Source organism: Pseudomonas capeferrum, from assembly GCF_000731675.1.
Lineage (GTDB): Bacteria > Pseudomonadota > Gammaproteobacteria > Pseudomonadales > Pseudomonadaceae > Aquipseudomonas > Aquipseudomonas capeferrum.
Window position 1 is genome coordinate 2,241,070 of sequence record NZ_JMIT01000001.1, and the last position, 26,981, is coordinate 2,268,050.

The following is a 26,981-nucleotide window of genomic DNA, read 5'->3' on the forward strand; positions in this document are numbered from 1 at the left end:
TATTGAGGAGCTCGCATGACCAAACAACACGCCTTTACTCGGGAAGACCTGCTGCGCTGCAGTCGCGGTGAGCTGTTCGGCCCAGGTAATGCGCAACTGCCCGCGCCGAACATGCTGATGGTCGATCGCATCACCCATATCAGCGAAGAAGGCGGCAAGTACGGCAAAGGTGAATTGGTCGCCGAGCTGGATATCAATCCGGACCTGTGGTTCTTCGCTTGCCACTTCGAAGGCGATCCGGTCATGCCGGGCTGCCTGGGCCTGGACGCCATGTGGCAGCTGGTCGGCTTCTTCCTCGGCTGGCAAGGCCTGCCGGGCCGCGGCCGCGCGCTGGGTTCGGGCGAAGTGAAATTCTTCGGCCAGGTATTGCCTACCGCCAAGAAAGTCACCTACAACATTCAAATCAAGCGCGTCCTGAAGGGCAAGCTGAACATGGCCATCGCCGATGGCTCGGTCAGCGTCGACGGCCGCGAGATCTACACCGCCGAAGGCCTGCGGGTCGGCGTGTTCACCTCCACTGACAATTTCTAAGGGTTATTCGCATGCGCCGCGTCGTTATCACTGGTCTGGGCATCGTATCGTGCCTGGGCAATGACAAAGAGACCGTCACCGAAAACCTGCGTAACAGCCGTCCGGGTATCCGTTTCAACCCGGAATACAAGGAAATGGGGCTGCGCAGCCAGGTTTCCGGGTCCATCGACCTCAACCTCGAAGAACTGATCGACCGCAAGGTCTATCGCTTTGTCGGCCACGCCGCGGCCTACGCCTACCTGGCGATGCAGGACGCAATCAAGGACGCCGGCCTGACCGAAGAGCAGGTTTCCAACCCGCGCACCGGCCTGGTTGCCGGTTCCGGCGGCGCCTCGACCTTGAATCAGATGGAAGCGCTGGATACCCTGCGCGAGAAAGGCGTCAAGCGCGTCGGCCCGTACCGCGTCACCCGCACCATGGGCAGCACCGTTTCGGCGTGCCTGGCCACCCCGTTCAAGATCAAGGGCCTGAACTACTCGATCTCGTCGGCCTGCGCCACCTCGGCACACTGCATCGGCACCGCGCTGGAGCAGATCCAGTGGGGCAAGCAAGACATCGTCTTCGCCGGCGGCGGTGAAGAAGAGCACTGGAGCCAATCGTTCCTGTTCGATGCCATGGGCGCCCTGTCGACCAAGCGCAACGAAACCCCTGAACTGGCCTCGCGCGCCTACGACAACGACCGTGATGGCTTCGTCATCGCCGGCGGTGGCGGCATGGTGGTGGTCGAGGAACTGGAGCACGCACTGGCCCGTGGCGCCAAGATCTACGCCGAAATCGTCGGCTACGGCGCGACCTCCGATGGCTACGACATGGTCGCCCCAAGCGGCGAAGGCGCCATCCGCTGCATGCAGCAGGCGCTGGCCACCGTCGACACCCCGATCGACTACCTGAACACCCACGGCACCTCGACCCCGGTCGGTGACGTTGCCGAGATGAAGGGTGTTCGCGCAGTGTTCGGCGACAAGGCACCGAAGATCAGCTCGACCAAGAGCCTGTCGGGCCACTCGCTGGGCGCCGCAGGTGTGCACGAGGCGATCTACTGCCTGCTGATGATGGAAAACAACTTCATCGCCGGCTCCGCCAACATCGACGAGCTGGACCCGGAAGTCGCTGACCTGCCGATCCTGCGCAAGACCGAAGAAAACGCCAAGATCGATACGGTCATGAGCAACAGCTTCGGCTTCGGCGGCACCAACGCCACCCTGGTGCTCAAGCGCTGGGCTGGCAAGTAAGGCCGTGACGCAATAATGAAAACGCCCCGACTGGTTCGGGGCGTTTTTGTTTTTGGGTGCGGTATTGAATGTGTTCAATGCCCCTTGGGCAGCACTGCAAGAAAATTCTCCCGCGCCACCTTGCGCGCCACCTCTTCCGGCAAGGCATCCAGGAATGGATCAAAGCCGCGCATTTCCTCCCCCAAGCTGCCAAATCGCCCGACCACATCCGAGCCCAGCATGAAGCGCTCCGGGTAGCGCTCGACCAACGCGACCCACGCCTTGCGCGGCTTGCCGGCTTCATCCAGCAGATACGGCTCGAGCACGCTCCACGACAGGTCGATGTACAGGTTGGGGTAGTCGCTGAGCAGTCGCTCAAGCACCGGCAGAAGAAAATCCATTTGTGTCTGATGGCGATGGATCTCCTTGCTCGCCCCCGCATGCGCCCAGATGAAGCGGGTATGCGGATGGTTGCGCAGCGGCTCCTCGATCTCGGCCAGGTACAACGGGTTGCGCTCGCGCTTGGAGGTGATGTTGGAGTGAACCAGCACCGGCAGGTCGCGCTCGGCCGCCAGGTGGTAGATGCGCGTCATCGCTTCGTTGTTGGCCCGGGGCGTGTCACCACTGGTCAGGGCGGTCAAGTCATCGTGACGCGTGAACACTTCGCCAATGCCCTGCCACAGCCCGGGATACAGCTCGAGCATGCGCTCGATGTGGCTCAGGGCATTCTTGTCCACCGGATTGAAGCCAGTGAGAAACGGATGGAAACGCTTGCGCTGCTCGGGCGGGAGTTTCTCCAGGGCCGCAGCGACGTAGATATCGGTGGCACTGTACCAATAGGCGTCGGCATCGTCACCGGCGTAATAGCGCGGCCGCTTCGGTTCATCCTCGTGCCATTTCTTGGCCACCGAGACCCCGGAAATCATCGACTGGTCGATACCCGCCTGGTCCATGGCCTTGAGCAGGGCTGGCATGCCCTCGGTTTCCTGAAAGAAGTCGACGTAGTGCAGATGGGCATCGCTGTAGCGGTACTCGCGCGCCTGGGCTGCGTGGCACAGCAGGCCCGAGAGCAACACGCCAGCCAGTGCTCTGGCGATCATGGCAGCATCCTTATCCTGATTCGAACAGAGTAGACCCTCGCCTTAAGGCGGCGGTTCAGCAATGGCGGACAACCCGCTATGCTGGAGGCTCGAGCGCCCTCGAATGGAGCCCCGCATGAGCCGCCCGTTGATCATCCGCCCGCGCGCCGAATCGGTAGAGGGCCAGCCGATCCTGCGCCCACTGCCCTCGGCCCAGTGCCGCAGCGTCGGCCCATTCGTGTTCTTCGACCACATGCTCGAGACCGACTATCCGCCTGGCAGCGGCATGGACATCCGCCAGCATCCGCACATTGGCCTGTCGACCCTGACCTACCTGTTCGAGGGCGCGATACTGCACAAGGACAGCCTCGGCTCGACGCAGCTGGTGCTGCCCGGGGAGGTCAGCTGGATGACCGCAGGGGCGGGTGTCGCCCACGTCGAGCGCACGCCCGCAGAAAGCGTTGCTCGCGGGTCACGGCTGCATGGCCTGCAGGTCTGGCTGGCGTCGCCGCGCGAGCACGAGCAGGGCAACGCCAGCTACAGCCACCATACTGCGGCGAGCCTGCCGGTCAGCGACAGCTTGGGGGTGCGGATCTGCATGATTGCCGGCCAGGGGTTTTGCCTGAAGTCACCGGTGCCGGTGCTCTCCCCCACCCTCTACGCGCACGTTCGAATGCAGCCGGCCACGACCCTGCGGGTGCCGACCGAGCACGCGCAGCGGGCGCTGTACCTGCTGGAGGGTGAGTTGCTGCTGGATGATCAGGAGGTCGAGCCGTGCAGCCTGCTGGTGCTGCCCGAGGGCGAAGAGGTGACGCTGTATGCCGAGGGCGAATGCCAGCTGGTGTTGCTGGGTGGCGCGCCCCTGGATGGGCCGCGGCGGATGAACTGGAACTTCGTCGCGAGTGACCCGGCGTTGATCGAACAGGCTCGGGGACGCTGGGCCGCAGGCGATTGGCCGGGGGTGCCGGGGGAAAGCGAACGGATCGAATTGCCGCGCTAGTGGGGCCGCTGCCACAGTGAAGGGCGAACCGATGCCTGTGGTAGCGGCCATGCCGGACCGGCCGGAAAGGGCTGCGCAGCAGCCCCGGCAATCTCAACCCTTGAACACTTCAGTCAGCAGGTTGTGCATCGCCTTGAACGCCCGTTCAGAGGTCTTGCGGTCGTACTGCATCTTGCCTGGCACGTTGGCCGCCGGATCGGTGAACGAATGCACCGCCCCGCCGTAGCTGAGCAACTGCCAGTCGACGCTGGCCGCATTCATCTCTTCCTCGAACGCTGGCAACTGCTCGCGTGGCACCAGCGGATCGGACGCACCATGCAGCACCAGCACAGCACCCTTGATGCGCTTGGCGTCTTCGGCATTCGGCGTATCCAGGGTGCCGTGGAACGACACTGCCGCCTTCAGGTCGGCACCGGCGCGGGCCAGCTCCAGCGCACAGCAACCGCCGAAGCAGAACCCGAAGGTCGCCACCTTGCCGGGCGCCAACAGCGCCTTGGACTGCCCGAGCAACTGATCCAGCGCCTCTTTCATGCGCTTGCGCAGCTCGCCACGGTCATTTTTCAGCGGCATCATCGCCGCCCCCGCTTCGTCAGCGTTGGACGGACGCACCGACTGCCCATACAGGTCGGCGATCAACACCACATAGCCCTGTTCGGCGACTTCCCGGGCGATGCGCTCAGCGCCTTCGCCAATGCCCATCCAGTTCGGCGCCATCACCAGCGCAGGGCGACCGAGCGCCCCTGGCTCGTACACCAGGCGGCTCTCATAGGTCTTGCCGGAAAGGTGATAGACCAGCGATTCAACGATTACCTTGCTCATCAAACTCCTCCTTGCCCCCATGAAAAAAGCCCGCCGAAGCGGGCTTTCCTAACCTCTAACTCAAGCAGACAGCTCGACCAGAAGCTTATTCAGGCGACGGACGTAAGCCGCCGGGTCCTTCAGGCTGTCGCCCGCCGCCAGGGCAGCCTGATCGAAGAGGATGTGCGACAGCTCGGCGAAGCGGTCTTCGCTCTGTTCGTGGTCCAGCTTCTCGATCAGCGGGTGGCTCGGGTTGAATTCGAAGATCGGCTTGGAATCCGGCACCTTCTGCCCGCTGGCTTCGAGGATCTGGCGCATCTGCAGGCCCAGATCCTGTTCGCCGATGGCGAGAATCGCCGGCGAGTCGGTCAGGCGGTGGGAAACGCGTACCTCGGCAACGCTGTCACCCAGCGCGCCTTTCAGGCGCTCGACCAGGCCTTCTTTGTCTTTGGCGACTTCTTCCTGGGCCTTCTTGTCTTCCTCGGAATCCAGCTTGCCCAAGTCCAGGTCGCCACGGGCGACGTCGACGAAGCTCTTGCCGTCGAACTCGTTGAGGTAGCTCATCAGCCACTCATCGATACGGTCGGTCAGCAGCAGGACCTCGATGCCCTTCTTGCGGAAGACTTCCAGGTGCGGGCTGTTCTTGACCTGCGCATAGGTTTCGCCGGTGAGGTAGTAGATCTTGTCCTGGCCTTCCTTGGCGCGGGCCAGGTAATCGGCCAGGGCGACGCTCTGCTCACCGCTGTCGTCATGGGTGGAAGCGAAGCGCAGCAGGCCTGCGATCTTCTCTTTGTTGGCGAAGTCCTCGGCCGGGCCCTCCTTCAGCACTTGGCCGAAGTTTTTCCAGAAGCCCTTGTACTGCTCTGGCTCGTTTTTCGCCAGCTTCTCCAGCATGTCCAGCACGCGCTTGGTCAGCGCGGTCTTCATCGAATCGATGATCGGGTCTTTTTGCAGGATTTCGCGAGAAACGTTCAGCGACAGGTCGTTGGAATCGACCACGCCCTTGATGAAGCGCAGGTACAGCGGCAGGAACGACTCGGCCTGGTCCATGATGAACACGCGCTGCACATACAGCTTCAGGCCACGCGGTGCTTCACGCTGGTACAGGTCGAACGGCGCGCGGGCCGGGACGTACAGCAGCGAGTTGTATTCAAGCTTGCCTTCGACCTTGTTGTGGCTCCAGGCCAGCGGGTTTTCGAAGTCATGGCCGATGTGCTTGTAGAACTCCTGGTATTCCTCGTCCTTGATCTCGGTACGCGGACGGGTCCACAGGGCACTGGCACGGTTGACGGTTTCCCACTCAACGGCTGGCTGCTCCTCGCCTTCTGCAGCTTCCTGCTCTTTAGGCAGTTGGATCGGCAGGGCAATGTGATCGGAGTACTTCTTGACCAGGTTGCGCAGGCGCCAGCCATCGGCGAACTCCTGCTCATCCTTCTTCAGGTGCAGCACGATGCGGGTGCCGCGCTCTGGCTTGTCTACGGTAGCGACTTCGAACTCGCCCTCGCCTTTGGACGACCAGTGCACGCCCTCGGCGGCCGGCTGGCCTGCGCGACGGCTGTAGACGTCGACCTTGTCGGCAACGATGAAGGCCGAATAGAAGCCCACGCCGAACTGACCGATCAGGTGCGAGTCCTTCTTCTGGTCACCGGTGAGGTTCTTCATGAAGTCGGCAGTACCGGACTTGGCGATGGTACCCAGGTGGGTGATGACGTCTTCGCGGCTCATGCCAATGCCGTTGTCGTCGAGCGTGATGGTGCCGGCGTCCTTGTCGAAGCTCAGACGAATGCGCAGATCCGCGTCGCCTTCGAGCAGCTCTGGCTTGGCCAGGGCTTCGAAACGCAGCTTGTCAGCCGCGTCAGAGGCGTTGGAAACCAGCTCACGCAGGAAGATTTCCTTGTTCGAGTACAGCGAATGAATCATGAGGTGCAGCAGCTGCTTTACCTCGGTCTGGAAGCCCAGGGTTTCCTTTTGTGTTTCCACACTCATGGTCTTCAAAACTCCGATCTGATGGCAGTGGGCGCCTGCAGCCGATTCGGCCTGCGTTAATGGCGGATGTCATGCAGATGGGGGCTGCCCAGGCGATTTCAAGGGCTTTTCCGGTTCGATCTTGAAATGTGCCCGGGCGGTGGCGATGGGCGACTGCCGATCACCTTGCCAGGCGGTGATGGCAACGTTGGTCACCCGTCGCCCTTGGCGCCACAGCTGGCACTGGGCGTAGGTGTCGCGAAAGTGCCCGGCGCGCAGGTAGTCGATGGAGAAGTCGATGACCTTGGGAATGCTCGCACTCTCGCTGTAGATCAGCAGGTACAACGCCGCAGACAACTCCATGAACCCTGCGATCACGCCACCATGAATCGCTGGCAGCAAAGGGTTACCAATGTTGTCCGGGTTGGCTGGCAGGCGGAAAAGCAGGTCCTCGCCCTGGCGCTCGCATTCGATGCCGATCAGACCGGCATAGGGGATCAATGCCAGCAACGGCCGGTAGTCGCCCACCGCGTGGGCGGCATTGAGTTGCTGGCGTACGTCTGGCGGGATCATGCGCCACCCTCCTTGAGGCTGTTGCCGAAGCGAATACCGCCCTTGATCTGCGGCCCCAGGCGCATGAACGTTCCCACCACCTGGCAGATGGGCTGGCTGGGGTCGTCCTGGTAGGCGCTGCCGCGGGTGAAGATCACATCACGCGTCACCCGGTAGCACTGGGCATGGCCATAGATGTCCTTGCCGGCCTCGGCTGTGTGCATGTAGTCGATGCGCAGGTCCAGGGTCGGGCACACTTCAAACTGTGGCAGCGCACACAGGGTGGCCATGCCGCAGGTAGTGTCCATCAGCGTGGTCAGCGCCCCACCATGCACCGCGCCGGTTTGCGGGTTGCCAACGATTGCCGGCGACCACGGCAAGATCAACGTCATGCCCTGCGTATCGGCATGCGCCACGCGCATCTGCAACAACTGACAATGCTTCAAGGCCGACAGAAAACGCTCGGCCATGGCCATCAAGGTTGAATCGCTCATCGGCAAGTTCCAGGGCTGCGGACGCAACGGCATAAAACCGTTAAAAAATCTATGTAGAACGGGGCGTTATATATCTGTAACCTGCGCGGAACTTATTCCGCGTAGTTGTACTCGAAGGAACAAGTCACTTATTCCACCAAGGAGATACACCCCCATGCGTAAACCTTTTGCTTTTGCTCTGATGCTGGCTGCTGCCATGGGCCTGGCCGCTTGCGATAAAGCGAGCGAAGACAAAGCCCAAGACGCACAGCAACACGCCGAGCAAGCCCAGGAAAAAATGGGCGAAGCTCAGGATAAGATGAACGAAGCCGCCAAGGAAAACGCTGAAGCTGCCAAAGATCAGGCCGAAGCGCAGCAGAAGGCCGCCGAAGAAGCCGCTCCGGCAACTCCGGCTCCGGAAGCCGCCCCGGCCACTCCAGCGCCAGAAACCGCGCCTGCTACTCCAACCGAACCTGCCAAGCAGTAATCGGCTTGTACAAAAAAACCCGACACTGTCGGGTTTTTTTATGCCTGAAGTTTAACGATTAAACGTTTCAGTTTCCGGAAGCCGAGCTCTCCTTGGCGACGTCCACCGGCGCACTTTCCGTGGGTGTGAACACCATCACATCCAGCACATCGGAATGGAACTCACGGCGGTAGAGAATCAATACAACCCCGACACTCATCACCATGAACAACCAGGGGCTGATAAACCAGCTCAACATGGCCATGCCAAAGTAATACGCGCGCAACCCCAAGTTGAACTGGTTGGCCGCCAGCGACAACACCCGCGCGGCGCGCGAGGCAAATGCCTTGCGCTCCAGCTCATTGACCAGGCGCTCGCCAATCATCGGCGCCGACCCTACCAGCACCGCCGCGAAGTTGTACTGACGCATGCACCAGCTGAAGGTGAAGAAGGCATAAACGAAGACCGTCGCCAGGCACAGCAACTTGATTTCCGACATGCCTTGGGACGTCTGCTGCACCAAGGGCAGGTCGGCCAGCAGCGACAGCGCCCTGTCCGAGGCACCGAGTACGGTGAGAATACCCGCAAGAATGATCAAGGTACTTGAGGCGAAAAACGAAGCGTTGCGCTCCAGGTTGCCGATCACGCTGGCATCGGCGATGCGGTTGTCGCGCATCAACATGCGCCGCATCCAGTCTTCGCGGTACAGGTGCAGCACGCTGGCCAGGCAAGCGGTGTCGCGGCCCTTCCAGATGGCATAACGGGTGTAGCCGCCCCAGCAGGCTGCGAACCAGCAGATTGCCAGCAGGTTGTTGAAGTTGCTTTGAATGAAGTTCATGCAGGTTTCCCGAAAGCCAGGTGCACAAAGAATAGAGACCGGGTTTCGACGCCCGCAAGCAGCAAAAGGCACACCACCGCAACGAATAATGCCGCTTCGCGCAACCGTCTGCAAAAACGCCCCAGGCAAACAACAAAAAACCCCGCATCCATTCGGAGACGGGGTTTCAGGTGTAAACCGCTGGCTGGCACCCTGTGGCTTGTGGCCGGTGCAGCCCTCAGGCTTCAACCTATCAGGCCAGCGCCTCGCGCGGCTTGCCCAGCATGCGGTCGTAGATCACGGCTGCGGCCAGGGTCACCACCGACGGCACCAGCCAGGCCAGGCCCTGATCACTCAGCGGCAGGTGAGCGACGGCGTCCGGCAGTACATGCGCCAGGCTGCTGCCTTTGATCGCATCGACGACGCCGAACACCAGCGACACCAGCATGACCGGTGCGAGAATGCGCGTTGGCGAGTTCCACAGGTCTTTGACGAAGCTCAAGCCCACCACCACGATGCACGGCGGGTAGATCGCCGTCAGTACCGGGATCGAGAACATGATCAGCTTGGTCAGGCCCAGGTTGGAGATCAGCAACGAGAAGCCCGCCAAGATCACCACCAGTGCGCGATATGACAGCGGCAGGATCTGGCTGAAGTACTCGGCACAGGCGCAGGTCAGGCCGACCGCGGTCACCAGGCACGCCAACGCGATCAGCACGGCCAGGAAGCCACTGCCGAGCGAGCCAAAGGTATGCTGCACATAGGCATGCAATACGGCCGCACCGTTGGTGGCGTCAGCCGCGATATCGTGGCTGCCCGCCCCCAGGCGGAACAGGCTGATGTACACCAGGGCCAGGCCGACACCGGCGATCAAGCCGGCGATGATGGCATAGCGGGTAATCAGCTTCGGCGATTCGACGCCTCGCGAGCGGATGGCATTGACGATGACGATACCGAACACCAGCGCGCCCAGGGTATCCATGGTCAGGTAACCATCGGAGAAGCCCTTGGAGAACGCCGCAGCCGCATAAGCAGGTTGCGCTTCACCGATGGTGCCGGCCGGCAGCGCGAACGCGGCGATACCCAGCACCGCCAAGGCGATGATCTTCAGCGGCGCGAGGAAGCGCCCAACGGTATCGAGCAGCTTGCCCGGATACATGGACACCGCCAGCACCACGATGAAGTACACCAGGCTGTAGAGGAACAGCGCCAACGGGCTTTCGCCGGTCAACGGTGCCACACCGACCTCGAACGACACGGTCGCGGTACGCGGCGTCGCGAACAGCGGGCCGACCGACAAGTAGCACACGGCCGCCAACAGGCCACCGAAGAACTTGCCGATCGGGCTGCTCAGGGCATCCATGCCGCCACCGACCTTGGCCAGCGCGACCACGGTGATGACCGGTAGGCCCACGGCGGTCACCAGGAAGCCCAAGGCAGCCATCCACACGTGCGGGCCAGACTGCAGACCGACGATAGGCGGGAAGATGATATTGCCGGCGCCTACGAAAAGCGCAAACGTCATAAAGCCAAGCGCCAGGATATCCTGGCCTTTTAAAACTTTCATTTGAGGTAGTACCACACTGCTGAAATCGGGATTCGAGAAGGGATTTCCCCATGGATGAGGGAAATGCTGCCCGGCTTGATGAGCCAGACCCGTTTAGCGTGTCGTTCCCTTTTGGGGGACGGGCACAGAGTGAACGCGTAGATTAACTGTTTTGACAGTCAAACGCACTGGCACAGTGCTGCTTGTCCGATGTGCGTATGTGTTTGTCGTCTGTGCGACCGGGGACGGTGCAATTATCTCAGGGATCGGAAAAACGTCTTTGTGAAAATTCCTATCATACCCATCGAAAATTCCTAGTTGTCTGTTCCGGCCTCTTCGCGGGGCAAAAAAACACAATGTTGATAACGACAAAGGCCACCCGAAGGTGGCCTCTGTGCGCGTGGGGGGTAAAGCGTATTACTTCTTGGCTTCCCAGCCAGTCAGCTCGGCCAGGGCCTTGCCGATGTCGGCCAGCGAACGCACGGTTTTAACACCTGCGTCCTGCAGCGCAGCGAACTTCTCGTCCGCAGTGCCTTTGCCGCCAGAGATGATGGCGCCAGCATGGCCCATGCGCTTGCCCGCAGGTGCGGTAACACCGGCGATGTAGGAAACGACAGGCTTGGTGACGTGGGCCTTGATGTAGGCCGCGGCTTCTTCTTCAGCCGAACCGCCGATCTCGCCGATCATGACGATCGCTTCGGTCTTCGGGTCTTCCTGGAACAGCTTCAGGATGTCGATGAAGTTGGAGCCTGGGATCGGGTCACCGCCGATGCCGACGCAGGTCGACTGGCCGAAGCCGGCGTCGGTGGTCTGCTTGACCGCTTCATAGGTCAGGGTGCCGGAACGCGAAACGATACCGACTTTGCCTGGCAGGTGGATGTGGCCTGGCATGATGCCGATCTTGCACTCGCCCGGGGTGATGACACCTGGGCAGTTAGGGCCGATCAGGGTAACGCCCAGTTCGTCGCACTTGACCTTGGCATCCAGCATGTCCAGGGTAGGAATGCCTTCGGTGATGCAGACGATCAGCTTGATGCCGCCGAAGGCAGCTTCCAGGATCGAGTCTTTGCAGAACGGAGCCGGAACGTAGATGACCGAAGCATCAGCGCCGGTCGCTTCCACGGCTTCCTTGACGGTGTTGAACACCGGCAGGCCCAGGTGGGTGGTGCCACCCTTGCCTGGAGTAACGCCGCCGACCATCTTGGTGCCGTAGGCGATGGCTTGTTCGGAGTGGAAAGTACCCTGCGAGCCGGTGAAGCCCTGGCAGATGACTTTGGTGTCTTTATTGATCAGGACGCTCATTACTTGCCCTCCGCAGCTTTGACAACTTGTTGAGCAGCGTCGGTCAGGCTGGTTGCCGCAATGATGTTCAAACCGCTTTCTGCCAGTACTTTAGCGCCCAGTTCGGCGTTGTTGCCTTCGAGGCGAACGACAACCGGAACTTTAACGCCGACTTCTTTCACTGCACCGATGATGCCTTCGGCAATCATGTCGCAGCGAACGATGCCGCCGAAGATGTTGACCAGAACGGCCGCGACATTGCTGTCGGACAGAATGATCTTGAACGCTTCGGTAACGCGCTCTTTGGTAGCACCGCCGCCAACGTCGAGGAAGTTGGCTGGCTTGCCACCATGCAGGTTGACGATGTCCATGGTACCCATGGCCAGGCCAGCACCGTTGACCATGCAGCCGATGTTGCCTTCCAGGGCCACGTAGTTCAGCTCGAAGCTGGCAGCGTGGGCTTCACGAGGATCGTCCTGCGACGGGTCGTGGAAGGTTTTCAGCTTAGGCTGGCGGTACATGGCGTTTGCGTCGATGTTGATCTTCGCATCCAGGCAGTGCAGGTCGCCGTCGGCCTTGATGACCAGCGGGTTGACTTCCAGCAGGGCCAGGTCGTGTTCTTTGAACAGCTTGGCCAGGCCTACGAAAATCTTGGCGAACTGTGCAACTTGCTTGCCTTCCAGACCCAGCTGGAATGCCAGTTCACGACCCTGGAACGGCTGTGCGCCGACCAGTGGATCGATAGTAGCCTTGATGATCTTCTCAGGAGTTTCGTGAGCAACTTTCTCGATGTCCACGCCACCTTCGGTGGAGGCCATGAACACGATGCGGCGGCTCGAGCGATCGACTACAGCGCCCAGGTACAGCTCTTTGGCGATGTCAGTGCAGGACTCGACCAGGATCTTGGTCACTGGCTGACCGTTGGCGTCGGTCTGGTAGGTTACCAGGCGCTTGCCCAACCATTGCGCAGCGAACGCCTTGGCGTCTTCCTTGCTGCGAACCAGCTTGACGCCGCCCGCTTTACCGCGACCACCTGCGTGAACCTGGGCTTTTACAACCCACTCGGAACCGCCGATCTTGTCGCAAGCTTCTGCTGCAGCTTCAGGGGTATCGACAGCGAAACCCTTGGATACTGGCAGGCCGTATTCAGCGAACAGCTGCTTACCCTGATACTCGTGAAGATTCATGCTTTTTACCGTCTTCGTTAGGTACTGCGCTTCGGCGCTGCGCCATTACTGGCGCCGCACCACCTGTGACCGTTGACCCCGGGTTATCCCGTGTAGTCCGATCCGGCGAACTTTCCGCGGTGAGTCATGCACGCAAGACTCACGACGGGCAGCCCGCCGTGGTTTCTTATAATTAACGCTTCTTACGGTTGGCTACGTGAATGGCGCCGCCATTCACTGCCAGCGCTGCTTCATGCAACGCTTCGGACAGGGTTGGATGGCTGAAGACCATCATGCCCAGATCCTCGGCACTGGTGCCGAATTCCATTGCGATTGCGCCCTGCTGTACCAGCTCGGCAGCGGATGGGCCAATCACGTGCACACCCAGTACGCGGTCGGTCTTGGCATCGGCGATGACCTTGACGAAACCACCGGTGTCGTTGGCCGCCATCGCACGGCCGCTGGCCGCGAACGGGAAGGTGCCTACGTTAACCTCAACACCCTCGGCCTTCAAGGACTGTTCGGTCTTGCCGACCCACGCGATTTCCGGATGGGTGTAGATAACCGATGGGATCAGGTCGTAGTTCATCTGGGCCTTGTGGCCTTTGATGCGCTCGACAACCATGATGCCCTCTTCCGAGGCCTTGTGCGCCAGCATCATGCCGCGAACCACGTCACCGATGGCGAACACGCCCGGAACGCTGGTAGCGCAGTGATCGTCAACGAAGATGTAGCCACGCTCGTCGATGGTCACGCCGCTGTCCGAAGCCAGCAGATCAGTGGTCACTGGACGACGGCCGACCGCGACGATCAGCTTGTCGAAGGTGATCTTCTGCTCGCCGTTGGCATCGGTGTAGGTGACTTCGACTTCGTTGCCATTGACTTTCGAGCCAGTGACGCGCGCGCCCAGCTTGATGTCCAGGCCTTGCTTGGTCAGGGTCTTCTGGGCTTCTTTCGACACTGCGGTGTCGGCAGCCATCAGGAAGGTGTCCAGGGCTTCCAGGACGGTGACCTGGGCACCCAGGCGCGACCATACCGAACCCAGCTCCAGGCCGATGACGCCGGCGCCGATCACGCCCAGACGCTGTGGCACGGTCTGGAATTCCAGGGCGCCGGTGGAGTCGACGATGACGTTCTGGTCGACCGGAGCCGGCGGAATGTCGATCGGACGCGAACCGGAGGCCAGGATCACGTTCTCGGCTTCGATGATTTCGGTGGTGCCGTCAGCCTTGGTGACTTCGACTTTCTTGCCAGCCAGCAGTTTGCCGTGGCCCTGGATCGAAGTAACGCCATTGGCCTTGAACAGGGTGGCAACGCCGCCGGTCAGGTTCTTGACGATACCCGCCTTGCGGCCGACCATCGCGGCAACGTCCATCTTCACTTCGCCAGTGGAGATACCGTGGACGTTGAAGCTCTCTTTGGCTTCCTTGTACTTCCAGGAGCTGTCCAGCAGCGCCTTGGACGGAATGCAACCTACGTTCAGGCAGGTGCCGCCCAGGGCCAGTTTGCCCTCGGCGTCGGTGTATTTCTCGATACAGGCAGTCTTCAGACCAAGTTGGGCAGCCTTGATGGCAGCCACATAGCCGCCAGGACCTGCACCAATCACCACTACGTCGAATTTCTGGGTCATAAAAGATTCCTTTTTAGCTTCAAGCGGCAAGCTGCAAGCCGCAAGACCAGCAGGCTTCGGCTTGAAGCGTGCGGCTTGCAGCTTACAGCTGCGCGATTAGATGTCCAGCAGCAGGCGAGACGGATCTTCCAGCAGGTTCTTGATGGTGACCAGGAAGGTTACCGCTTCCTTGCCGTCGATCAGGCGGTGATCGTACGACAGCGCCAGGTACATCATTGGGCGGATGACCACTTGGCCGTTGATGGCCATCGGGCGCTGGATGATGTTGTGCATGCCGAGAATGGCAGCCTGTGGCGGGTTGACGATCGGGGTCGACATCATCGAACCGAAGGTGCCACCGTTGGTGATGGTGAAGGTGCCGCCGGTCATCTCTTCGATCGACAGCTTGCCGTCACGGGCCTTCTTGCCAAAGGTGGCGATGCCGTTCTCGATTTCAGCCAGGCTCATCGACTCGGCGTTACGCAGTACTGGAACCACCAGGCCACGGTCGCTGGAGACGGCAACGCCGACGTCGGCGAAGCCGTGGTAGACGATGTCGTTGCCGTCGATCGAGGCGTTGACAGCCGGGAAGCGCTTCAGGGCTTCGGTGGCGGCCTTGACGAAGAACGACATGAAGCCCAGGCGTACGCCGTTGTGGGTCTTCTCGAACAGGTCCTTGTACTTCGAACGCAGGGCCATGACTTCGGTCATGTCGACTTCGTTGAAGGTGGTCAGCATCGCCATGTTGGACTGGGCTTCGACCAGGCGCTCGGCAATCTTGGCACGCAGACGGGTCATCGGCACGCGCTTCTCGGTGCGATCACCAGCGGCGGTCACAACCGGGGCAGCAGCGGCAGGCTTGGCAGCCGGTGCTGCGGCAGGGGCCGACTTCTTGTTGGCGACTGCAGCAACCACGTCTTCCTTGGTAACGCGACCGCCTTTGCCGGTGCCGGCAACGGTAGCCAGGTCGATACCGTTTTCTTCGGCCAGCTTGCGCGCGGCAGGCGCGGCAACCGGGTCGTCTTCGCCAGCATCGGCGGCAGCGGCAGCCGGGGCAGCAGCGGCTGGGGCAGCGGCAGGCGCGGCAGCAGCGCCACCTTCAACGATCGAACCCAGCACTTCGTCGGACAGGACGGTGTCGCCCTCGCCCTTGACGATGTCACCCATCACGCCATCGGCGGTGGCCAGGACTTCCAGGACGACTTTGTCGGTCTCGATGTCGACGATCAGCTCGTCACGTTTGACGGCTTCGCCCGGCTTCTTGTGCCAGGTGGCAACGGTGCCATCGGCAACCGATTCCGGGAAGGTTGGGGCTTTGATCTCGATAGCCATTATCTGTGTTTCCTTAAATTCGGTTTCAGGTGCGCGAAGGCGTTAGACAGTGAAGGCGTCTTGCAGCAGTTTTTCCTGCTGTTCGGCGTGCTTCGAAGCGTAACCACAGGCTGGCGCGGCAGAAGCGTCGCGGCCGGCGTATTCCAGGACCAGTGCCTTGTTGTGGCGGCCCAGGATACGGCGCATGTGGTGCTGGCTGCTGTACCAGGCGCCCTGGTTCATCGGTTCTTCCTGACACCAGACGGCATGCTTGAGGTTGGTGTATGGCGCCAGGATTTCGACCAGGTCGTCTTCCGGGAACGGATACAACTGCTCGATACGCACGATCGCGATGTCTTCACGGCCTTCGGCACGGCGTTTTTCCAGCAGGTCGTAGTAGACCTTGCCGCTGCACAGGACCAGGCGTTCGACCTTGGCCGGATCGAGGTTGTCGATTTCCGGGATCACGGTCTGGAACGAACCTTCTGCCAGGTCTTCCAGGGTCGAGATGGCCAGCTTGTGGCGCAGCAGCGACTTCGGCGTCAGGACGATCAGCGGCTTGCGCAGCGGACGGATGACCTGGCGACGCAGCAGGTGGTAGATCTGTGCCGGGGTAGTCGGTACGCACACCTGGATGTTGTGCTCGGCGCACAGCTGCAGGTAACGCTCCAGACGCGCGGACGAGTGCTCCGGCCCCTGCCCTTCGTAGCCGTGTGGCAGCAGCATGGTCAGACCGCACAGGCGGCCCCACTTGTGCTCACCGCTGGTGATGAACTGGTCGATCACCACTTGCGCACCGTTGGCGAAGTCGCCGAACTGGGCTTCCCAGATCACCAGCGCGTTCGGCGTGGTGGTCGAGTAGCCGTATTCGAAGGCCAGTACCGCTTCTTCCGAAAGGAAGGAGTCGTACAGGTCGAAGCGCGGCTGGCCCGGGAACAGGTTCTGCAGCGGTACGTAGGTGCTGGCGTCCTTCTGGTTGTGCAACACCGCGTGGCGGTGCGAGAAGGTGCCGCGGCCGATGTCCTGGCCGGTCATGCGGATCGGGTGACCTTCGAATTGCAGGGTGGCGTAAGCCATGGTCTCTGCGTAACCCCAGTTGATCGGCAAGCCACCGGCCTGCATCTTCTGGCGATCTTCGTAGATCTTCGACACCTGACGCTGGACGACGAAGCCTTCCGGCAGCTCGAGCAGCTTGGCCGACAGGTCCTGCAGGGTCTTGAGGTCGAAACGGGTGTCGTGACGCGCGGTCCAGGCGTGGCCCAGGTACGGACGCCAGTCGACGAACAGCTCGCGGTTCGGCTCCTTGACCAGGCTCTTGACCACGTGCAGGCCGTTGTCCAGGGCGTTGCGGTACTCGTCGATCTTGGCCTGAGCACGCTCGGCGTCGATGCGACCGGCCTGGATCAGTGCCTCGGCATACAGCTCACGGGTGGTGCGCTGTTTGCTGATCTGCTGATACATCAGCGGCTGGGTACCGTTCGGCTCGTCGGCCTCGTTGTGGCCGCGACGGCGGTAGCAGACCAGGTCGACGACCACGTCACGCTTGAACTGCATGCGGTAATCAATGGCCAGCTGGGTCACGAACAGCACGGCTTCCGGGTCATCCCCGTTGACGTGCAGGATCGGCGCCTGAATCATCTTGGCAACGTCGGTGGCGTACTCGGTGGAGCGCGCATCCAGCGGGTTGCTGATGGTGAAACCGACCTGGTTGTTGATCACGATGTGCACGGTACCGCCGGTCTTGAAACCGCGGGTCTGCGACATCTGGAAGGTTTCCAGGACCACGCCCTGGCCGGCGAATGCCGCATCACCGTGAATCGAGATCGGCAGTACCTTGTCGCCAACGGTGTCGTTGCGACGGTCCTGACGGGCGCGCACCGAACCCTCGACCACTGGCGAGACGATTTCCAGGTGGGACGGGTTGAACGCCATGGCCAGGTGAACTTCGCCACCGGTGGTCATCACGTTCGAAGAGAAGCCCTGGTGATACTTGACGTCACCGGAGCCCAGCTCGTTCATCTTCTTGCCTTCGAACTCGTCGAACAGCTCGCGCGGGTTCTTGCCGAAGGTGTTGACCAGCACGTTCAGACGGCCACGGTGGGCCATGCCGATCACGACTTCCTTGGTGCCGTAGGAGCCGGAGCGCTGGATCATCTCGTCCAGCATCGGGATCAGGCTTTCGCCACCCTCCAGGCCGAAACGCTTGGTGCCCGGATACTTGGTGCCCAGGTACTTCTCAAGCCCTTCACCGGCGGTCACGCGCTCGAGCAGGTGGGCCTGCACGTCAGCGGAAAACTCCGGACGGCCGCGCACGCTTTCGAGACGCTGCTGGAACCAGCTGCGCTGCTCGGAATCGACGATATGGGTGAACTCGGCGCCAATGGTGCGACAATATGTCTTCTGGAGCGCCTCGAAGATCTCGCGTAGGCTCGCTTCCTCTTTGCCGATGAACAGGTCGCCGGCACGGAAGGTCGTATCAAGATCGGCATTGGTCAAGCCGTAGTGATTGATCGACAGGTCTACGGGCGCAGGGCGCTGCCACAACCCCAACGGGTCGAGCTTGGCAGCCTGATGACCGCGCATACGATAGGCCTGGATCAGTCGCAGAACTTCAACCTGCTTCTTCTCGTGTTCACTGCTCACGCTCCCGGCGGATACCGGTTGGGCGCGGCGCTGGTTCTTTGCCAGCAGTACGAAATGGTCGCGGATTGTAGAGTGCGATACATCGGTAGCGGTGCTGCCGTCGGCTGGCAACTTCTGGAAGTAAGTGCGCCACTCTTCTGGCACAGCGTTAGGGTCGTGCAGGTAGAGTTCGTAGAGCTCTTCCACATATGCAGCGTTACCACCTGAAAGGTGGGCGCTTTCCCACATGCGCTGCATCACGCTTTCTTGCATGCTTGGTCACCCTCGGTTAGGGGACGATCGGCGAGAGCCACAGCAAACCTGGAAAAGTCCGAACACAGCGACTGAACCACGCCACTTGGATCCTGCTGATTTTCCGGGTACCAGCCCGGAAAGCCCCTGCTGGTCTCATATCTTCATAGGTAATGAGCGCGGGCTTTGTGGGCCCTTGCTCGAGTTTTACCTCAGTGCGGGCTCACCACCCGCACCTCGGCTTACTGCAGGTACAACTCGATGAATCAGGTGCCGCTTTGCAGCAGCATGTTACGTACGTGACCGATTGCCTTGGTCGGGTTCAGACCTTTCGGGCAAACGTTTACGCAGTTCATGATCCCGCGGCAGCGGAATACGCTGAACGGGTCATCCAGGGACGCCAGGCGCTCCTGAGTCTTGGTGTCACGGCTGTCGGCCAGGAAGCGATAGGCCTGCAGCAAAGCAGCGGGGCCCAGGAACTTGTCCGGGTTCCACCAGAACGATGGGCAGGAAGTCGAGCAGCAAGCGCACAGAATGCACTCGTACAGACCGTCCAGCTTGTCACGCTCTTCTGGCGACTGCAGACGCTCGATGGCCGGAGGCGGCGTATCGTTCTGCAGGAATGGCTTCACCTTCTCGTACTGCTTGTAGAAGATGCTCATGTCGACGACCAGGTCACGAATGACCGGCAGGCCCGGCAGCGGGCGCAGCACCAGCTTGTTGCCCTTGACCACGCCCGACAGCGGGGTGATGCAGGCCAGGCCATTCTTGCCGTTCATGTTCATGCCATCGGAACCGCACACGCCTTCACGGCACGAGCGACGGTACGAGAAACCCTCGTCCTTTTCCTTGATCAGTGCCAGCACGTCCAGAACCATCAGGTCCTTGCCGCCGGTATCGACGTCGAACGACTCCATCTTGGGCGCCGAGTCGGTGTCGGGGTTGTAACGGTAAACTTCGACTTTCAACATAGCAGCCACCCTTAGTAAGTCCGGATTTTTGGCTCGAAGGCCGGTACGGTCTTCGGCGCAAAGTTGACGCCACGCTTGGCAACGCGCTTCTCACCCGGGTAGTACAGGGTGTGGCACAGCCAGTTCTCGTCGTCACGGTCTTCGAAGTCTTCACGGGCGTGAGCGCCGCGCGACTCTTTACGGGCTTCGGCCGCAATGGCGGTAGCTTCGGCAACTTCCAGCAGGTTCTGCAGCTCCAGCGCTTCGATACGCGCGGTGTTGAAGGCCTGGGACTTGTCGTTGATCTTCACGTTGGCGATGCGGTCACGCAGGCCCGCCAGCTGCTCGATACCCTTCTGCATGTATTCGCCAGTACGGAATACACCGAAGTAGTTCTGCATGCAGCTTTGCAGCTCGCGCTTGAGGCTTGCCACGTCTTCGCCAGTGGTGCGCTCGTTGAGCTTGTTCAGGCGGTTCAGGGCAACGTCGACATCGGTATCGCTGGCATCGCGGTACTCGACGCCTTCGGTCAGCGCCTTCTCCAGGTGCAGGCCGGCAGCACGGCCAAACACTACCAGGTCGAGCAGCGAGTTGCCGCCCAGGCGGTTGGCACCGTGGACCGATACGCACGCCACTTCACCTACGGCGAACAGGCCCGGGATGATGTGGTCCTTGCCTTCGGCGTCCATGGTGATGGCCTGGCCATGAATGTTGGTGGCAACACCACCCATCATGTAGTGGCAGGTCGGTACGACCGGCACCGGCGCGACAACCGGGTCGACGTGGGCGAAGGTCTTGGACAGTTCGCAGATACCTGGCAGACGGCTGTGCAGCACTTCCTCGCCCAGGTGGTCCAGCTTCAGCAGTACGTGGTCCTTGTTCGGGCCCACGCCGTTGCCGGCGATGATCTCTTTGACCATGGAACGGGCAACCACGTCGCGGCCGGCCAGGTCTTTCGCGTTCGGCGCGTAACGCTCCATGAAGCGCTCGCCGTGGGCGTTGATCAGGTAGCCACCTTCACCGCGGCAACCCTCGGTGACCAGTACACCGGCGCCGGCGATGCCGGTTGGGTGGAACTGCCACATTTCGATGTCCTGCACCGGCACGCCGGCACGCAGGGCCATGCCGACACCGTCACCGGTGTTGATCAGGGCGTTGGTGGTCGAGGCGTAGATACGGCCCGCACCGCCAGTAGCCAGAACGGTGGCCTTGGACTTGATGTACAGGGTTTCGCCGGTTTCGATGCAGATCGCGATCACACCGACGAACGCGCCGTCCTGGTTCTTCACCAGGTCAACCGCGTAGTACTCGTTCAGGAAGGTGGTGCCCGCTTTCAGGTTGCCCTGATAGAGGGTGTGCAGCAGTGCGTGACCGGTACGGTCGGACGCTGCGCAGGTACGAGCAGCCTGGCCGCCTTTGCCGAAGTCCTTGGACTGGCCACCGAACGGACGCTGGTAGATACGGCCGGTTTCGGTGCGCGAGAACGGCAGGCCCATGTGGTCCAGCTCGAAGACCGCAGCCGGGCCCTCCTGACACATGTATTCGATAGCGTCCTGGTCACCGATGTAGTCGGAACCTTTGACGGTATCGTACATGTGCCAGCGCCAGTCGTCGTTCGGGTCGGCCGAAGCGATGGCGCAGGTGATGCCGCCCTGGGCGGATACAGTGTGCGAACGGGTCGGGAAGACCTTGGTGACCACGGCAGTCTTGTGACCGCCCTGTGCCAGCTGCAGCGCTGCGCGCATGCCGGCGCCGCCGCCGCCAATGATGATGGCGTCGAAGGAAATAGTAGGAATGCTAGCCATGGATCAGATACCCCAGAGAATCTGCACACCCCAGACGAAGTAAGCGAACATCGCAACGCCGCATACCGCCTGGAACAGGAAACGAATCGCAGTTGCCGACTTGCCGAACGCCATCGGCGTCAGGTAGTCGGTGGCAATGGTCCACATGCCGACCCAGGCGTGAGCGCCCAGGGCAACGAGGGCCAGCAGACTGAAGATCCGCATCGCGTTGTTGGAGAACAGACCGTGCCACTGGGCATAGTCGATACCTGGGTGGGCTACGACGTAACCGATCAGGAAGAGGAAGTAAGCCGCGAGAACGACCGCAGAGACGCGCTGTGCCATCCAGTCATAGAGGCCCGAACGCGACAGGTTCGTGACATTGGTTACCATACCCAAACTCCCACCAGAACGATCACCACCACGGAGATGACAATCACGATTTTCGAGCCCAGCTTGCCGCCTTCCAGCGTCTCACCGATGCCCATGTCCATGATCAGGTGGCGTACACCTGCCACCAGGTGATACAGCAGGGCGGACAGCAGGGCCCAGGTCACCAGTTTGGCCAGCGGACTGGTCAGACACGCCTTCACCTCACCGAAGCCTTCCTCGGAACCCAGGGACTTGCCCAATGCATAAAGCATGATGGCCAGGCCGAGGAACAGGATGACGCCGGAGATACGGTGCAGAATGGACGTGTACGCGGTGATCGGGAGCTTGATGGTCCTTAGGTCTAGGTTTACAGGTCGTTGGCTTTTCACGGCTTTTTTCACACTGAAGAGCCCCTAGCGAACAGGGCAAAGTTGTTGGTAAGTGTACTGGTCAGGTACCCACCACCCAGGGAACGGCGACCCCCAGCAGTTCGGGCTTGCAAGCCCCTGGCGGTCGGGTGCCGAGTATAGACAGTTAGGCTGCTTATGACAACGTGATGGGGTAGCCCAAATAGCGCATTGCCTTTAGCCAGCAAAAGGCGTAAATGGGCGACAATTTCGAGAAAAATCAGGCCTCGAAGCCCGTTTCAACCAGCCTTTAGGCAAATTGACATCTGAATTTATCCCTCTATAGTGGTGCGGGCCCTGCGTGGGGGGTCTGTCTGATGATTTCAAGCATTAATAGGAGGCCACATGGCTGACAAAAAAGCGCAGTTGGTCATCGAGGGCGCTGCCCCCGTCGAGCTGCCCATTTTAACCGGCACCGTTGGTCCTGATGTAATCGACGTCCGCGGGTTGGGGGCCACAGGTCACTTCACCTTCGACCCTGGTTTCATGGCGACCGCCTCGTGCGAGTCGAAGATCACCTACATCGACGGCGACAAGGGTATTCTGCTGCACCGCGGCTACCCGATCGAACAGCTCGCCGAGCAGTCGGACTACCTCGAAACCTGCTACCTGCTGCTCAACGGCGAATTGCCGAATGCCGAGCAGAAGGCTCAGTTCGTCAGCACCGTGAAGAACCACACCATGGTTCACGAGCAGCTGAAGTCCTTCTTCAACGGTTTCCGCCGCGACGCTCACCCGATGGCGGTGATGTGCGGCGTGGTCGGCGCCCTGTCGGCGTTCTACCACGACTCCCTGGACATCAATAACCCGCAACACCGCGAAATCTCCGCGGTGCGCCTGGTCGCCAAAATGCCGACCCTGGCCGCGATGGTTTACAAGTACTCCATGGGCCAGCCGATGATGTACCCGCGCAACGACCTGTCGTACGCGGAAAACTTCCTGCACATGATGTTCAACACCCCGTGCGAGATCAAACCGATCAGCCCGGTGCTGGCCAAGGCAATGGACCGGATCTTCATCCTCCACGCCGACCACGAGCAGAACGCCTCCACCTCCACCGTGCGCCTGGCCGGCTCGTCGGGCGCCAACCCGTTCGCCTGTATCGCCGCCGGTATCGCTGCACTGTGGGGCCCTGCCCACGGCGGTGCGAACGAAGCCGTACTGACCATGCTCGATGAAATCGGCGATGTCTCGAACATCGACACCTTCATCGCCAAGGCCAAGGACAAGAACGACCCGTTCAAGCTCATGGGCTTCGGTCACCGCGTGTACAAGAACCGCGACCCGCGCGCCACCGTGATGAAGCAGACCTGCGACGAAGTCCTGCGCGAGCTGGGCATCAAGAACGACCCGCAGCTGGAACTGGCCATGCGCCTGGAAGAGATCGCCCTGACCGATCCGTACTTCATCGAGCGCTCGCTGTACCCGAACGTCGACTTCTACTCGGGGATCATCCTCAAGGCGATCGGCATTCCGACCAGCATGTTCACCGTGATCTTCGCCCTGGCACGTACTGTAGGCTGGATCTCGCACTGGAAAGAAATGCTCTCCAGCCCGTACAAGATTGGCCGCCCGCGCCAGCTGTACACCGGCGAGCAGAAGCGCGACATCGCTGCACTGAAAGACCGCAAGTAAGCTCATCGAGCCGAACGCAAAAAGGCTGCCCTCGGGCAGCCTTTTTTATTGCCTAGCAGGCAACCCGACTCATTCAGTTTTTCTCGGCCCGCTCACGCAACCCTTTCAGGGTATTGAACGGCGCATCGACCACGAATTTGTTGGCCACCATCGCCGGCACACTGCCACCCGGCTCGGTGTGCACCTGATAGGTCACTTCCGTGCTGTCCCCCTTGGGTACCAACTTCCAGAAGCCCTCGACCTTCGCCACTCGCACAAAGCCCTTCTCTTCCGGGATATAGGTCGGCTCTTCCTTCAGGTTGCGCGTCAGACTGCCATCCGCACCCTTGACCGTGGTGACATGCAGCACCGAATCGCGCGGCGTCACCGGCCAGGGCGTATTGAACTGGGTGTAGGTCCAGCTCTGGTCGCCTTCGTGCTTGAGCAGCTTCTGCGACTTGCACTCGTGAATCCAGGCACAAGCCCCGACCACGTCTTCTTGCAGCGCCTGGACCTTGGCCAGTGGCGCCTTGATCACGGTGACACCGCGATAGGCCTTGTACTTGGAGCCCGCCACTTCACTGAGGGAGACCTTGATGCCCTCCTCGTCCTTGGCCACCTGCCAGTTCTCGGCCCAGGCGGCGGGCGCCAGCAACACACCCATGCCACACAGCAGTGCAATACGCTTGAACGATCTCATCATCTTTATCCTTGTTGTCGAAGATCCAGCCTGTCACGCCGCCGTCATCTGCTCCCACCAGCCGAGAATCCTGATTGCCTCATCGCGATCACTGCCGCACACCTCGACATCCGCCTTGAAACCGCCGCACACCGCCGGGCGTTCGGGCTTGCCGAACAGGTCGCAGAGGTTGTCGACAGTCAGGTGCAGGCAGCGTTCACCGGCCGGCTTGCCATGCGGCATGCGCGGCATGGCAGAGCTTATGGACGGGGCGATGCAGCAGGCACCACACCCCTCACGGCAATTCATGGCTACTCATCAAAATCAGGTCTCTGTGGAGCAAAATGGGACGAACGTCCCCGGATAGTAACCGCTCAAACGTGCGTTTGAAATTGCTGGCCCGATGAAATCTGCCGTGACCCGGCAGTCAGTTCACTGGCTACTGGCGGTACTCGAATTCGATCGCTGCCCCTTCAACATCGCGGCGGCTTTCATTGCGCAACTGCAGTTGCATTTCATTGCTGATCAATCGGCCATTGAGCTGGAACGGGCTTTCATCGCCCTGGGGTTTTTCGGTAAACATTGCGGGCAGCAAAGGTTTGCGCCGTGTGGCCGAACTGCCGACATTCGGCTCAAGGTCATTGACCATTTCGACAGGCAGGCTCAGGTCGAGCTTGGGCTGGGGCAGCGGCTTGGCCACCGCCTTGCTGACCGGCTTGCGCGCAGACTTTGGCTTTGGCTTTGGCTTTGGCTTGGGCTTGGCCTTGCTGACAGCCTGCTTCGACACAGGCTTGGCAGGGGCCTTCTGCGCAGGCTTGGCCTGGCGAGCCTGTGCCTCGGCGGCAGGCTGAGCAGCCTGCGCCACTGCGCCAAAGTGGCAGAGCGGCACGAGGCAAAAACTAAGGGCGATACAGCGCAACAGTTTCATGGACATCGACAGTCAGGCTGGAAAAATGCATATGCTCCCTGTTCCGCCTGCGCCTGGCAAGCCTACAAAAGTGAACCCGTAGGCTCTCTGCACAATTGCTGAGCCAAAAGGCCAAGGGTGATCACCGCCCGCTCGGCCTCTTTATTCCACGGAATCCCGCAGTTAAGCCGGATGCAGTGGTTGAACTGCTCAGTGTTACTGAAGATCAACCCGGGCGCGATACTGATACCCTGCTCCAGCGCCCGCACATGCAAGTCCTGGGTATTGACCCGCCCCGGCAGGCTCACCCAAAGGATGAAGCCACCGGTAGGCCGGGTCATCTGGGTGCCTTCAGGGAAGTGCTGTTGCACCGCCAACTGGTAGGCACTGAGGTTCTTGCGGTACTCCTGGCGGATGTAGCGCAGATGGCGGTCATAGCCGCCGTTCTCCAGATAGGCGGCCACCCCCATCTGCGTCACGCTGCACGCCGAATGGGTGGTGAACGTCTGCAGCCGCTGGATTTCATCCTGGTAGCGCCCCGCCACCATCCAGCCGACCCGCACACCCGGTGACAACGTCTTGGAAAAACTCGAGCAGTAGATCACCCGGTCGAGCCGATCGAATGCCTTGAGCGCCTTGGTCTTGCCCTGCTCGAACATCAGCTCGCCATAGATGTCGTCTTCGACGATCTGGATATCGAAGTCCGAGGCCAGGCGTAGCAACTGCTTCTGGCGTTCTTCAGGGATGGTGCCACCCAACGGGTTGCTCAGGCGCGAGGTCAGTACCAGCGCCTTGATCGACCACTGGTTGGCGGCCAACTGCAAGGCCTCGAGGCTGATGCCCGTAGACGGGTCGCTGGGGATCTCGATCACCTTCAGGCCAAGCAAATCGGCCAACTGCAGCAGGCCGTAGTAGGTCGGGGACTCGGCGGCGATCAGGTCGCCTGGACGAGTCAGCACCCGCAGCGACATCTGCAGCGCATCGACACAGCCATGGGTCACGATGACTTCACGCGGGTCTACCAACACGCCGGCATCGCGCATGCGAATGGCAATCTGCCGGCGCAACGGCTCAAAGCCCGGGCTGAACATGTAACTGAACGCGCGCGGGCTGTGAAAGCGAGTCACCTTGGCAATCTGCTGATGCAGGGCGCGCACCGGCAGGTAGTCCACATGGGGCACCGCTGCGCCGAACGGAAATACGCCATCGCGGCGCGCCTCGGTCAATACCTGCTGGATGATACTTGCCCGGGTCACTAGGCCCGGGCGCTCCACCCGGGCGATATCCGGCGTTTGCGCAGTGAGGGCCGGGGTCTGGTGAACGTAATAACCCGACTGCGGGCGCGCGCGGATCAGCCCCTGGTCTTCGAGATTGGCATAGGCCTGCAGCACCGTGGCGTGGCTGACATTGAGCTGGGCGCTCATCTTGCGCACCGACGGCACGCGCTCGCCTGGCTGGTAGACACCGCGACGGATGTCATCGGCCAGTTGCTGGGCGATACGCTGATATAGCAGCAGGTTAGTCATGGCGATATCTCGACGCGCGGACGGGCTCGTTATTCTTGTGCGACACACTGACGGCAGAGAATA

General features: G+C 61.0%; 25 protein-coding genes. 5 read left to right on the top strand and 20 right to left on the bottom strand.

Features of this window, described 5'->3' with window-relative positions; genetic code table 11:
* Positions 1–15 precede the first annotated feature (15 nt).
* Positions 16–531, top strand: coding sequence for a 3-hydroxyacyl-[acyl-carrier-protein] dehydratase FabA (gene fabA / locus PC358_RS10030; RefSeq protein WP_033699257.1), 516 nt, complete (start codon positions 16–18; stop codon positions 529–531).
* A gap of 11 nt (positions 532–542) precedes the next feature.
* Positions 543–1,763, top strand: coding sequence for a beta-ketoacyl-ACP synthase I (fabB, locus tag PC358_RS10035; RefSeq protein WP_033699258.1), 1,221 nt, complete (start codon positions 543–545; stop codon positions 1,761–1,763).
* A gap of 74 nt (positions 1,764–1,837) precedes the next feature.
* Here fabB and PC358_RS10040 read toward each other — a convergent pair whose 3' ends face one another.
* A complete protein-coding gene (locus tag PC358_RS10040; protein ID WP_033699259.1) occupies positions 1,838–2,842 on the bottom strand; it encodes an amidohydrolase family protein in 1,005 nt (334 codons plus the stop codon).
* A 115-nt stretch (positions 2,843–2,957) separates the two neighbouring features.
* Here PC358_RS10040 and PC358_RS10045 point away from each other — a divergent pair, with 115 nt between their 5' ends.
* Positions 2,958–3,821, top strand: a complete 864-nt coding sequence (locus PC358_RS10045) for a pirin family protein (RefSeq protein WP_033699260.1) — start codon at positions 2,958–2,960, stop codon at positions 3,819–3,821.
* A 93-nt stretch (positions 3,822–3,914) separates the two neighbouring features.
* Here PC358_RS10045 and PC358_RS10050 read toward each other — a convergent pair whose 3' ends face one another.
* The 4 genes from PC358_RS10050 to PC358_RS10065 all read right to left on the bottom strand — a co-directional run bounded on the left by PC358_RS10050 (position 3,915) and on the right by PC358_RS10065 (position 7,630).
* Positions 3,915–4,640, bottom strand: a complete 726-nt coding sequence (locus PC358_RS10050; RefSeq protein ID WP_033699261.1) for a dienelactone hydrolase family protein — start codon at positions 4,638–4,640, stop codon at positions 3,915–3,917.
* A 60-nt stretch (positions 4,641–4,700) separates the two neighbouring features.
* Complete coding sequence (htpG, locus tag PC358_RS10055; RefSeq protein ID WP_033699263.1) at positions 4,701–6,605, bottom strand: molecular chaperone HtpG; 1,905 nt, start codon at positions 6,603–6,605, stop codon at positions 4,701–4,703.
* 69 nt (positions 6,606–6,674) lie between these two features.
* Positions 6,675–7,157: a PaaI family thioesterase gene (locus tag PC358_RS10060; RefSeq protein WP_033699265.1), complete on the bottom strand. Its 483-nt coding sequence runs from the start codon at positions 7,155–7,157 to the stop codon at positions 6,675–6,677.
* A complete protein-coding gene (locus PC358_RS10065; protein WP_033699266.1) occupies positions 7,154–7,630 on the bottom strand; it encodes a PaaI family thioesterase in 477 nt (158 codons plus the stop codon). The genes PC358_RS10060 and PC358_RS10065 overlap by 4 nt, the downstream gene beginning before the upstream one ends.
* 154 nt (positions 7,631–7,784) lie before the next feature.
* Here PC358_RS10065 and PC358_RS10070 point away from each other — a divergent pair, with 154 nt between their 5' ends.
* Positions 7,785–8,096 (top strand): hypothetical protein, encoded by a 312-nt coding sequence (locus PC358_RS10070; protein WP_033699267.1) that lies wholly within the window; start codon positions 7,785–7,787, stop codon positions 8,094–8,096.
* Positions 8,097–8,163: 67 nt separating this feature from the next.
* On the opposite strand, the gene PC358_RS10075 is transcribed toward PC358_RS10070, so the two are convergent.
* The 11 genes from PC358_RS10075 to sdhC all read right to left on the bottom strand — a co-directional run bounded on the left by PC358_RS10075 (position 8,164) and on the right by sdhC (position 22,186).
* Positions 8,164–8,913, bottom strand: coding sequence for a DUF599 domain-containing protein (locus tag PC358_RS10075; protein WP_033699268.1), 750 nt, complete (start codon positions 8,911–8,913; stop codon positions 8,164–8,166).
* A gap of 232 nt (positions 8,914–9,145) precedes the next feature.
* Positions 9,146–10,459, bottom strand: a complete 1,314-nt coding sequence (gene brnQ, locus PC358_RS10080) for a branched-chain amino acid transport system II carrier protein (RefSeq protein ID WP_033699269.1) — start codon at positions 10,457–10,459, stop codon at positions 9,146–9,148.
* Between the two features lie 396 nt (positions 10,460–10,855).
* Positions 10,856–11,740, bottom strand: coding sequence for a succinate--CoA ligase subunit alpha (gene sucD / locus PC358_RS10085; RefSeq protein ID WP_003254203.1), 885 nt, complete (start codon positions 11,738–11,740; stop codon positions 10,856–10,858).
* Positions 11,740–12,906, bottom strand: coding sequence for an ADP-forming succinate--CoA ligase subunit beta (gene sucC / locus PC358_RS10090; protein WP_008091914.1), 1,167 nt, complete (start codon positions 12,904–12,906; stop codon positions 11,740–11,742). Before sucC ends, sucD begins: the two co-directional genes overlap by 1 nt.
* A 172-nt stretch (positions 12,907–13,078) precedes the next feature.
* Positions 13,079–14,515 (bottom strand): dihydrolipoyl dehydrogenase, encoded by a 1,437-nt coding sequence (gene lpdA, locus PC358_RS10095; protein ID WP_033699271.1) that lies wholly within the window; start codon positions 14,513–14,515, stop codon positions 13,079–13,081.
* 96 nt (positions 14,516–14,611) lie between these two features.
* Entirely contained in the window at positions 14,612–15,826 is a 1,215-nt protein-coding gene (gene odhB / locus PC358_RS10100) for a 2-oxoglutarate dehydrogenase complex dihydrolipoyllysine-residue succinyltransferase (protein ID WP_033699273.1), read from the bottom strand.
* A 42-nt stretch (positions 15,827–15,868) separates the two neighbouring features.
* A complete protein-coding gene (locus PC358_RS10105; protein WP_033699274.1) occupies positions 15,869–18,700 on the bottom strand; it encodes a 2-oxoglutarate dehydrogenase E1 component in 2,832 nt (943 codons plus the stop codon).
* Between the two features lie 245 nt (positions 18,701–18,945).
* On the bottom strand, positions 18,946–19,650 hold the full coding sequence (locus PC358_RS10110) for a succinate dehydrogenase iron-sulfur subunit (protein WP_033699275.1): 705 nt from the start codon (positions 19,648–19,650) through the stop codon (positions 18,946–18,948).
* 11 nt (positions 19,651–19,661) lie between these two features.
* Complete coding sequence (gene sdhA, locus PC358_RS10115; protein WP_027592875.1) at positions 19,662–21,434, bottom strand: succinate dehydrogenase flavoprotein subunit; 1,773 nt, start codon at positions 21,432–21,434, stop codon at positions 19,662–19,664.
* Positions 21,435–21,437: 3 nt separating this feature from the next.
* Positions 21,438–21,806, bottom strand: coding sequence for a succinate dehydrogenase, hydrophobic membrane anchor protein (gene sdhD / locus PC358_RS10120; protein ID WP_027592876.1), 369 nt, complete (start codon positions 21,804–21,806; stop codon positions 21,438–21,440).
* Complete coding sequence (gene sdhC / locus PC358_RS10125) at positions 21,800–22,186, bottom strand: succinate dehydrogenase, cytochrome b556 subunit (protein ID WP_077068487.1); 387 nt, start codon at positions 22,184–22,186, stop codon at positions 21,800–21,802. The genes sdhD and sdhC overlap by 7 nt, the downstream gene beginning before the upstream one ends.
* A 351-nt stretch (positions 22,187–22,537) precedes the next feature.
* Here sdhC and gltA point away from each other — a divergent pair, with 351 nt between their 5' ends.
* Entirely contained in the window at positions 22,538–23,827 is a 1,290-nt protein-coding gene (gene gltA, locus PC358_RS10130; protein ID WP_019472041.1) for a citrate synthase, read from the top strand.
* A 73-nt stretch (positions 23,828–23,900) separates the two neighbouring features.
* Here the strand turns inward: gltA and PC358_RS10135 are convergent, their stop codons facing one another.
* The 4 genes from PC358_RS10135 to PC358_RS10150 form a co-directional block, all read right to left on the bottom strand.
* Positions 23,901–24,506, bottom strand: coding sequence for an START domain-containing protein (locus PC358_RS10135; protein WP_033699277.1), 606 nt, complete (start codon positions 24,504–24,506; stop codon positions 23,901–23,903).
* 33 nt (positions 24,507–24,539) lie between these two features.
* A complete protein-coding gene (locus PC358_RS10140) occupies positions 24,540–24,794 on the bottom strand; it encodes a YkgJ family cysteine cluster protein (RefSeq protein WP_033699278.1) in 255 nt (84 codons plus the stop codon).
* Between the two features lie 130 nt (positions 24,795–24,924).
* Positions 24,925–25,413 (bottom strand): hypothetical protein, encoded by a 489-nt coding sequence (locus tag PC358_RS10145; RefSeq protein ID WP_033699280.1) that lies wholly within the window; start codon positions 25,411–25,413, stop codon positions 24,925–24,927.
* Positions 25,414–25,475: 62 nt separating this feature from the next.
* Complete coding sequence (locus PC358_RS10150) at positions 25,476–26,918, bottom strand: aminotransferase-like domain-containing protein (RefSeq protein ID WP_033699281.1); 1,443 nt, start codon at positions 26,916–26,918, stop codon at positions 25,476–25,478.
* Between the last annotated feature and the right edge of the window lie 63 nt (positions 26,919–26,981).

Excerpts from the sequence above, each read along its gene's own strand:
- fabA (WP_033699257.1), top strand. The coding sequence starts at position 16 with ATGACCAAACAACACGCCTTTACTCGGGAAGACCTGCTGCGCTGCAGT.
- fabB (WP_033699258.1), top strand. The coding sequence starts at position 543 with ATGCGCCGCGTCGTTATCACTGGTCTGGGCATCGTATCGTGCCTGGGC.
- PC358_RS10040 (WP_033699259.1), bottom strand. The coding sequence starts at position 2,842 with ATGATCGCCAGAGCACTGGCTGGCGTGTTGCTCTCGGGCCTGCTGTGC.
- PC358_RS10045 (WP_033699260.1), top strand. The coding sequence starts at position 2,958 with ATGAGCCGCCCGTTGATCATCCGCCCGCGCGCCGAATCGGTAGAGGGC.
- PC358_RS10050 (WP_033699261.1), bottom strand. The coding sequence starts at position 4,640 with ATGAGCAAGGTAATCGTTGAATCGCTGGTCTATCACCTTTCCGGCAAG.
- htpG (WP_033699263.1), bottom strand. The coding sequence starts at position 6,605 with ATGAGTGTGGAAACACAAAAGGAAACCCTGGGCTTCCAGACCGAGGTA.
- PC358_RS10060 (WP_033699265.1), bottom strand. The coding sequence starts at position 7,157 with ATGATCCCGCCAGACGTACGCCAGCAACTCAATGCCGCCCACGCGGTG.
- PC358_RS10065 (WP_033699266.1), bottom strand. The coding sequence starts at position 7,630 with ATGAGCGATTCAACCTTGATGGCCATGGCCGAGCGTTTTCTGTCGGCC.
- PC358_RS10070 (WP_033699267.1), top strand. The coding sequence starts at position 7,785 with ATGCGTAAACCTTTTGCTTTTGCTCTGATGCTGGCTGCTGCCATGGGC.
- PC358_RS10075 (WP_033699268.1), bottom strand. The coding sequence starts at position 8,913 with ATGAACTTCATTCAAAGCAACTTCAACAACCTGCTGGCAATCTGCTGG.
- brnQ (WP_033699269.1), bottom strand. The coding sequence starts at position 10,459 with ATGAAAGTTTTAAAAGGCCAGGATATCCTGGCGCTTGGCTTTATGACG.
- sucD (WP_003254203.1), bottom strand. The coding sequence starts at position 11,740 with ATGAGCGTCCTGATCAATAAAGACACCAAAGTCATCTGCCAGGGCTTC.
- sucC (WP_008091914.1), bottom strand. The coding sequence starts at position 12,906 with ATGAATCTTCACGAGTATCAGGGTAAGCAGCTGTTCGCTGAATACGGC.
- lpdA (WP_033699271.1), bottom strand. The coding sequence starts at position 14,515 with ATGACCCAGAAATTCGACGTAGTGGTGATTGGTGCAGGTCCTGGCGGC.
- odhB (WP_033699273.1), bottom strand. The coding sequence starts at position 15,826 with ATGGCTATCGAGATCAAAGCCCCAACCTTCCCGGAATCGGTTGCCGAT.
- PC358_RS10105 (WP_033699274.1), bottom strand. The coding sequence starts at position 18,700 with ATGCAAGAAAGCGTGATGCAGCGCATGTGGGAAAGCGCCCACCTTTCA.
- PC358_RS10110 (WP_033699275.1), bottom strand. The coding sequence starts at position 19,650 with ATGTTGAAAGTCGAAGTTTACCGTTACAACCCCGACACCGACTCGGCG.
- sdhA (WP_027592875.1), bottom strand. The coding sequence starts at position 21,434 with ATGGCTAGCATTCCTACTATTTCCTTCGACGCCATCATCATTGGCGGC.
- sdhD (WP_027592876.1), bottom strand. The coding sequence starts at position 21,806 with ATGGTAACCAATGTCACGAACCTGTCGCGTTCGGGCCTCTATGACTGG.
- gltA (WP_019472041.1), top strand. The coding sequence starts at position 22,538 with ATGGCTGACAAAAAAGCGCAGTTGGTCATCGAGGGCGCTGCCCCCGTC.
- PC358_RS10135 (WP_033699277.1), bottom strand. The coding sequence starts at position 24,506 with ATGAGATCGTTCAAGCGTATTGCACTGCTGTGTGGCATGGGTGTGTTG.
- PC358_RS10140 (WP_033699278.1), bottom strand. The coding sequence starts at position 24,794 with ATGAATTGCCGTGAGGGGTGTGGTGCCTGCTGCATCGCCCCGTCCATA.
- PC358_RS10145 (WP_033699280.1), bottom strand. The coding sequence starts at position 25,413 with ATGAAACTGTTGCGCTGTATCGCCCTTAGTTTTTGCCTCGTGCCGCTC.
- PC358_RS10150 (WP_033699281.1), bottom strand. The coding sequence starts at position 26,918 with ATGACTAACCTGCTGCTATATCAGCGTATCGCCCAGCAACTGGCCGAT.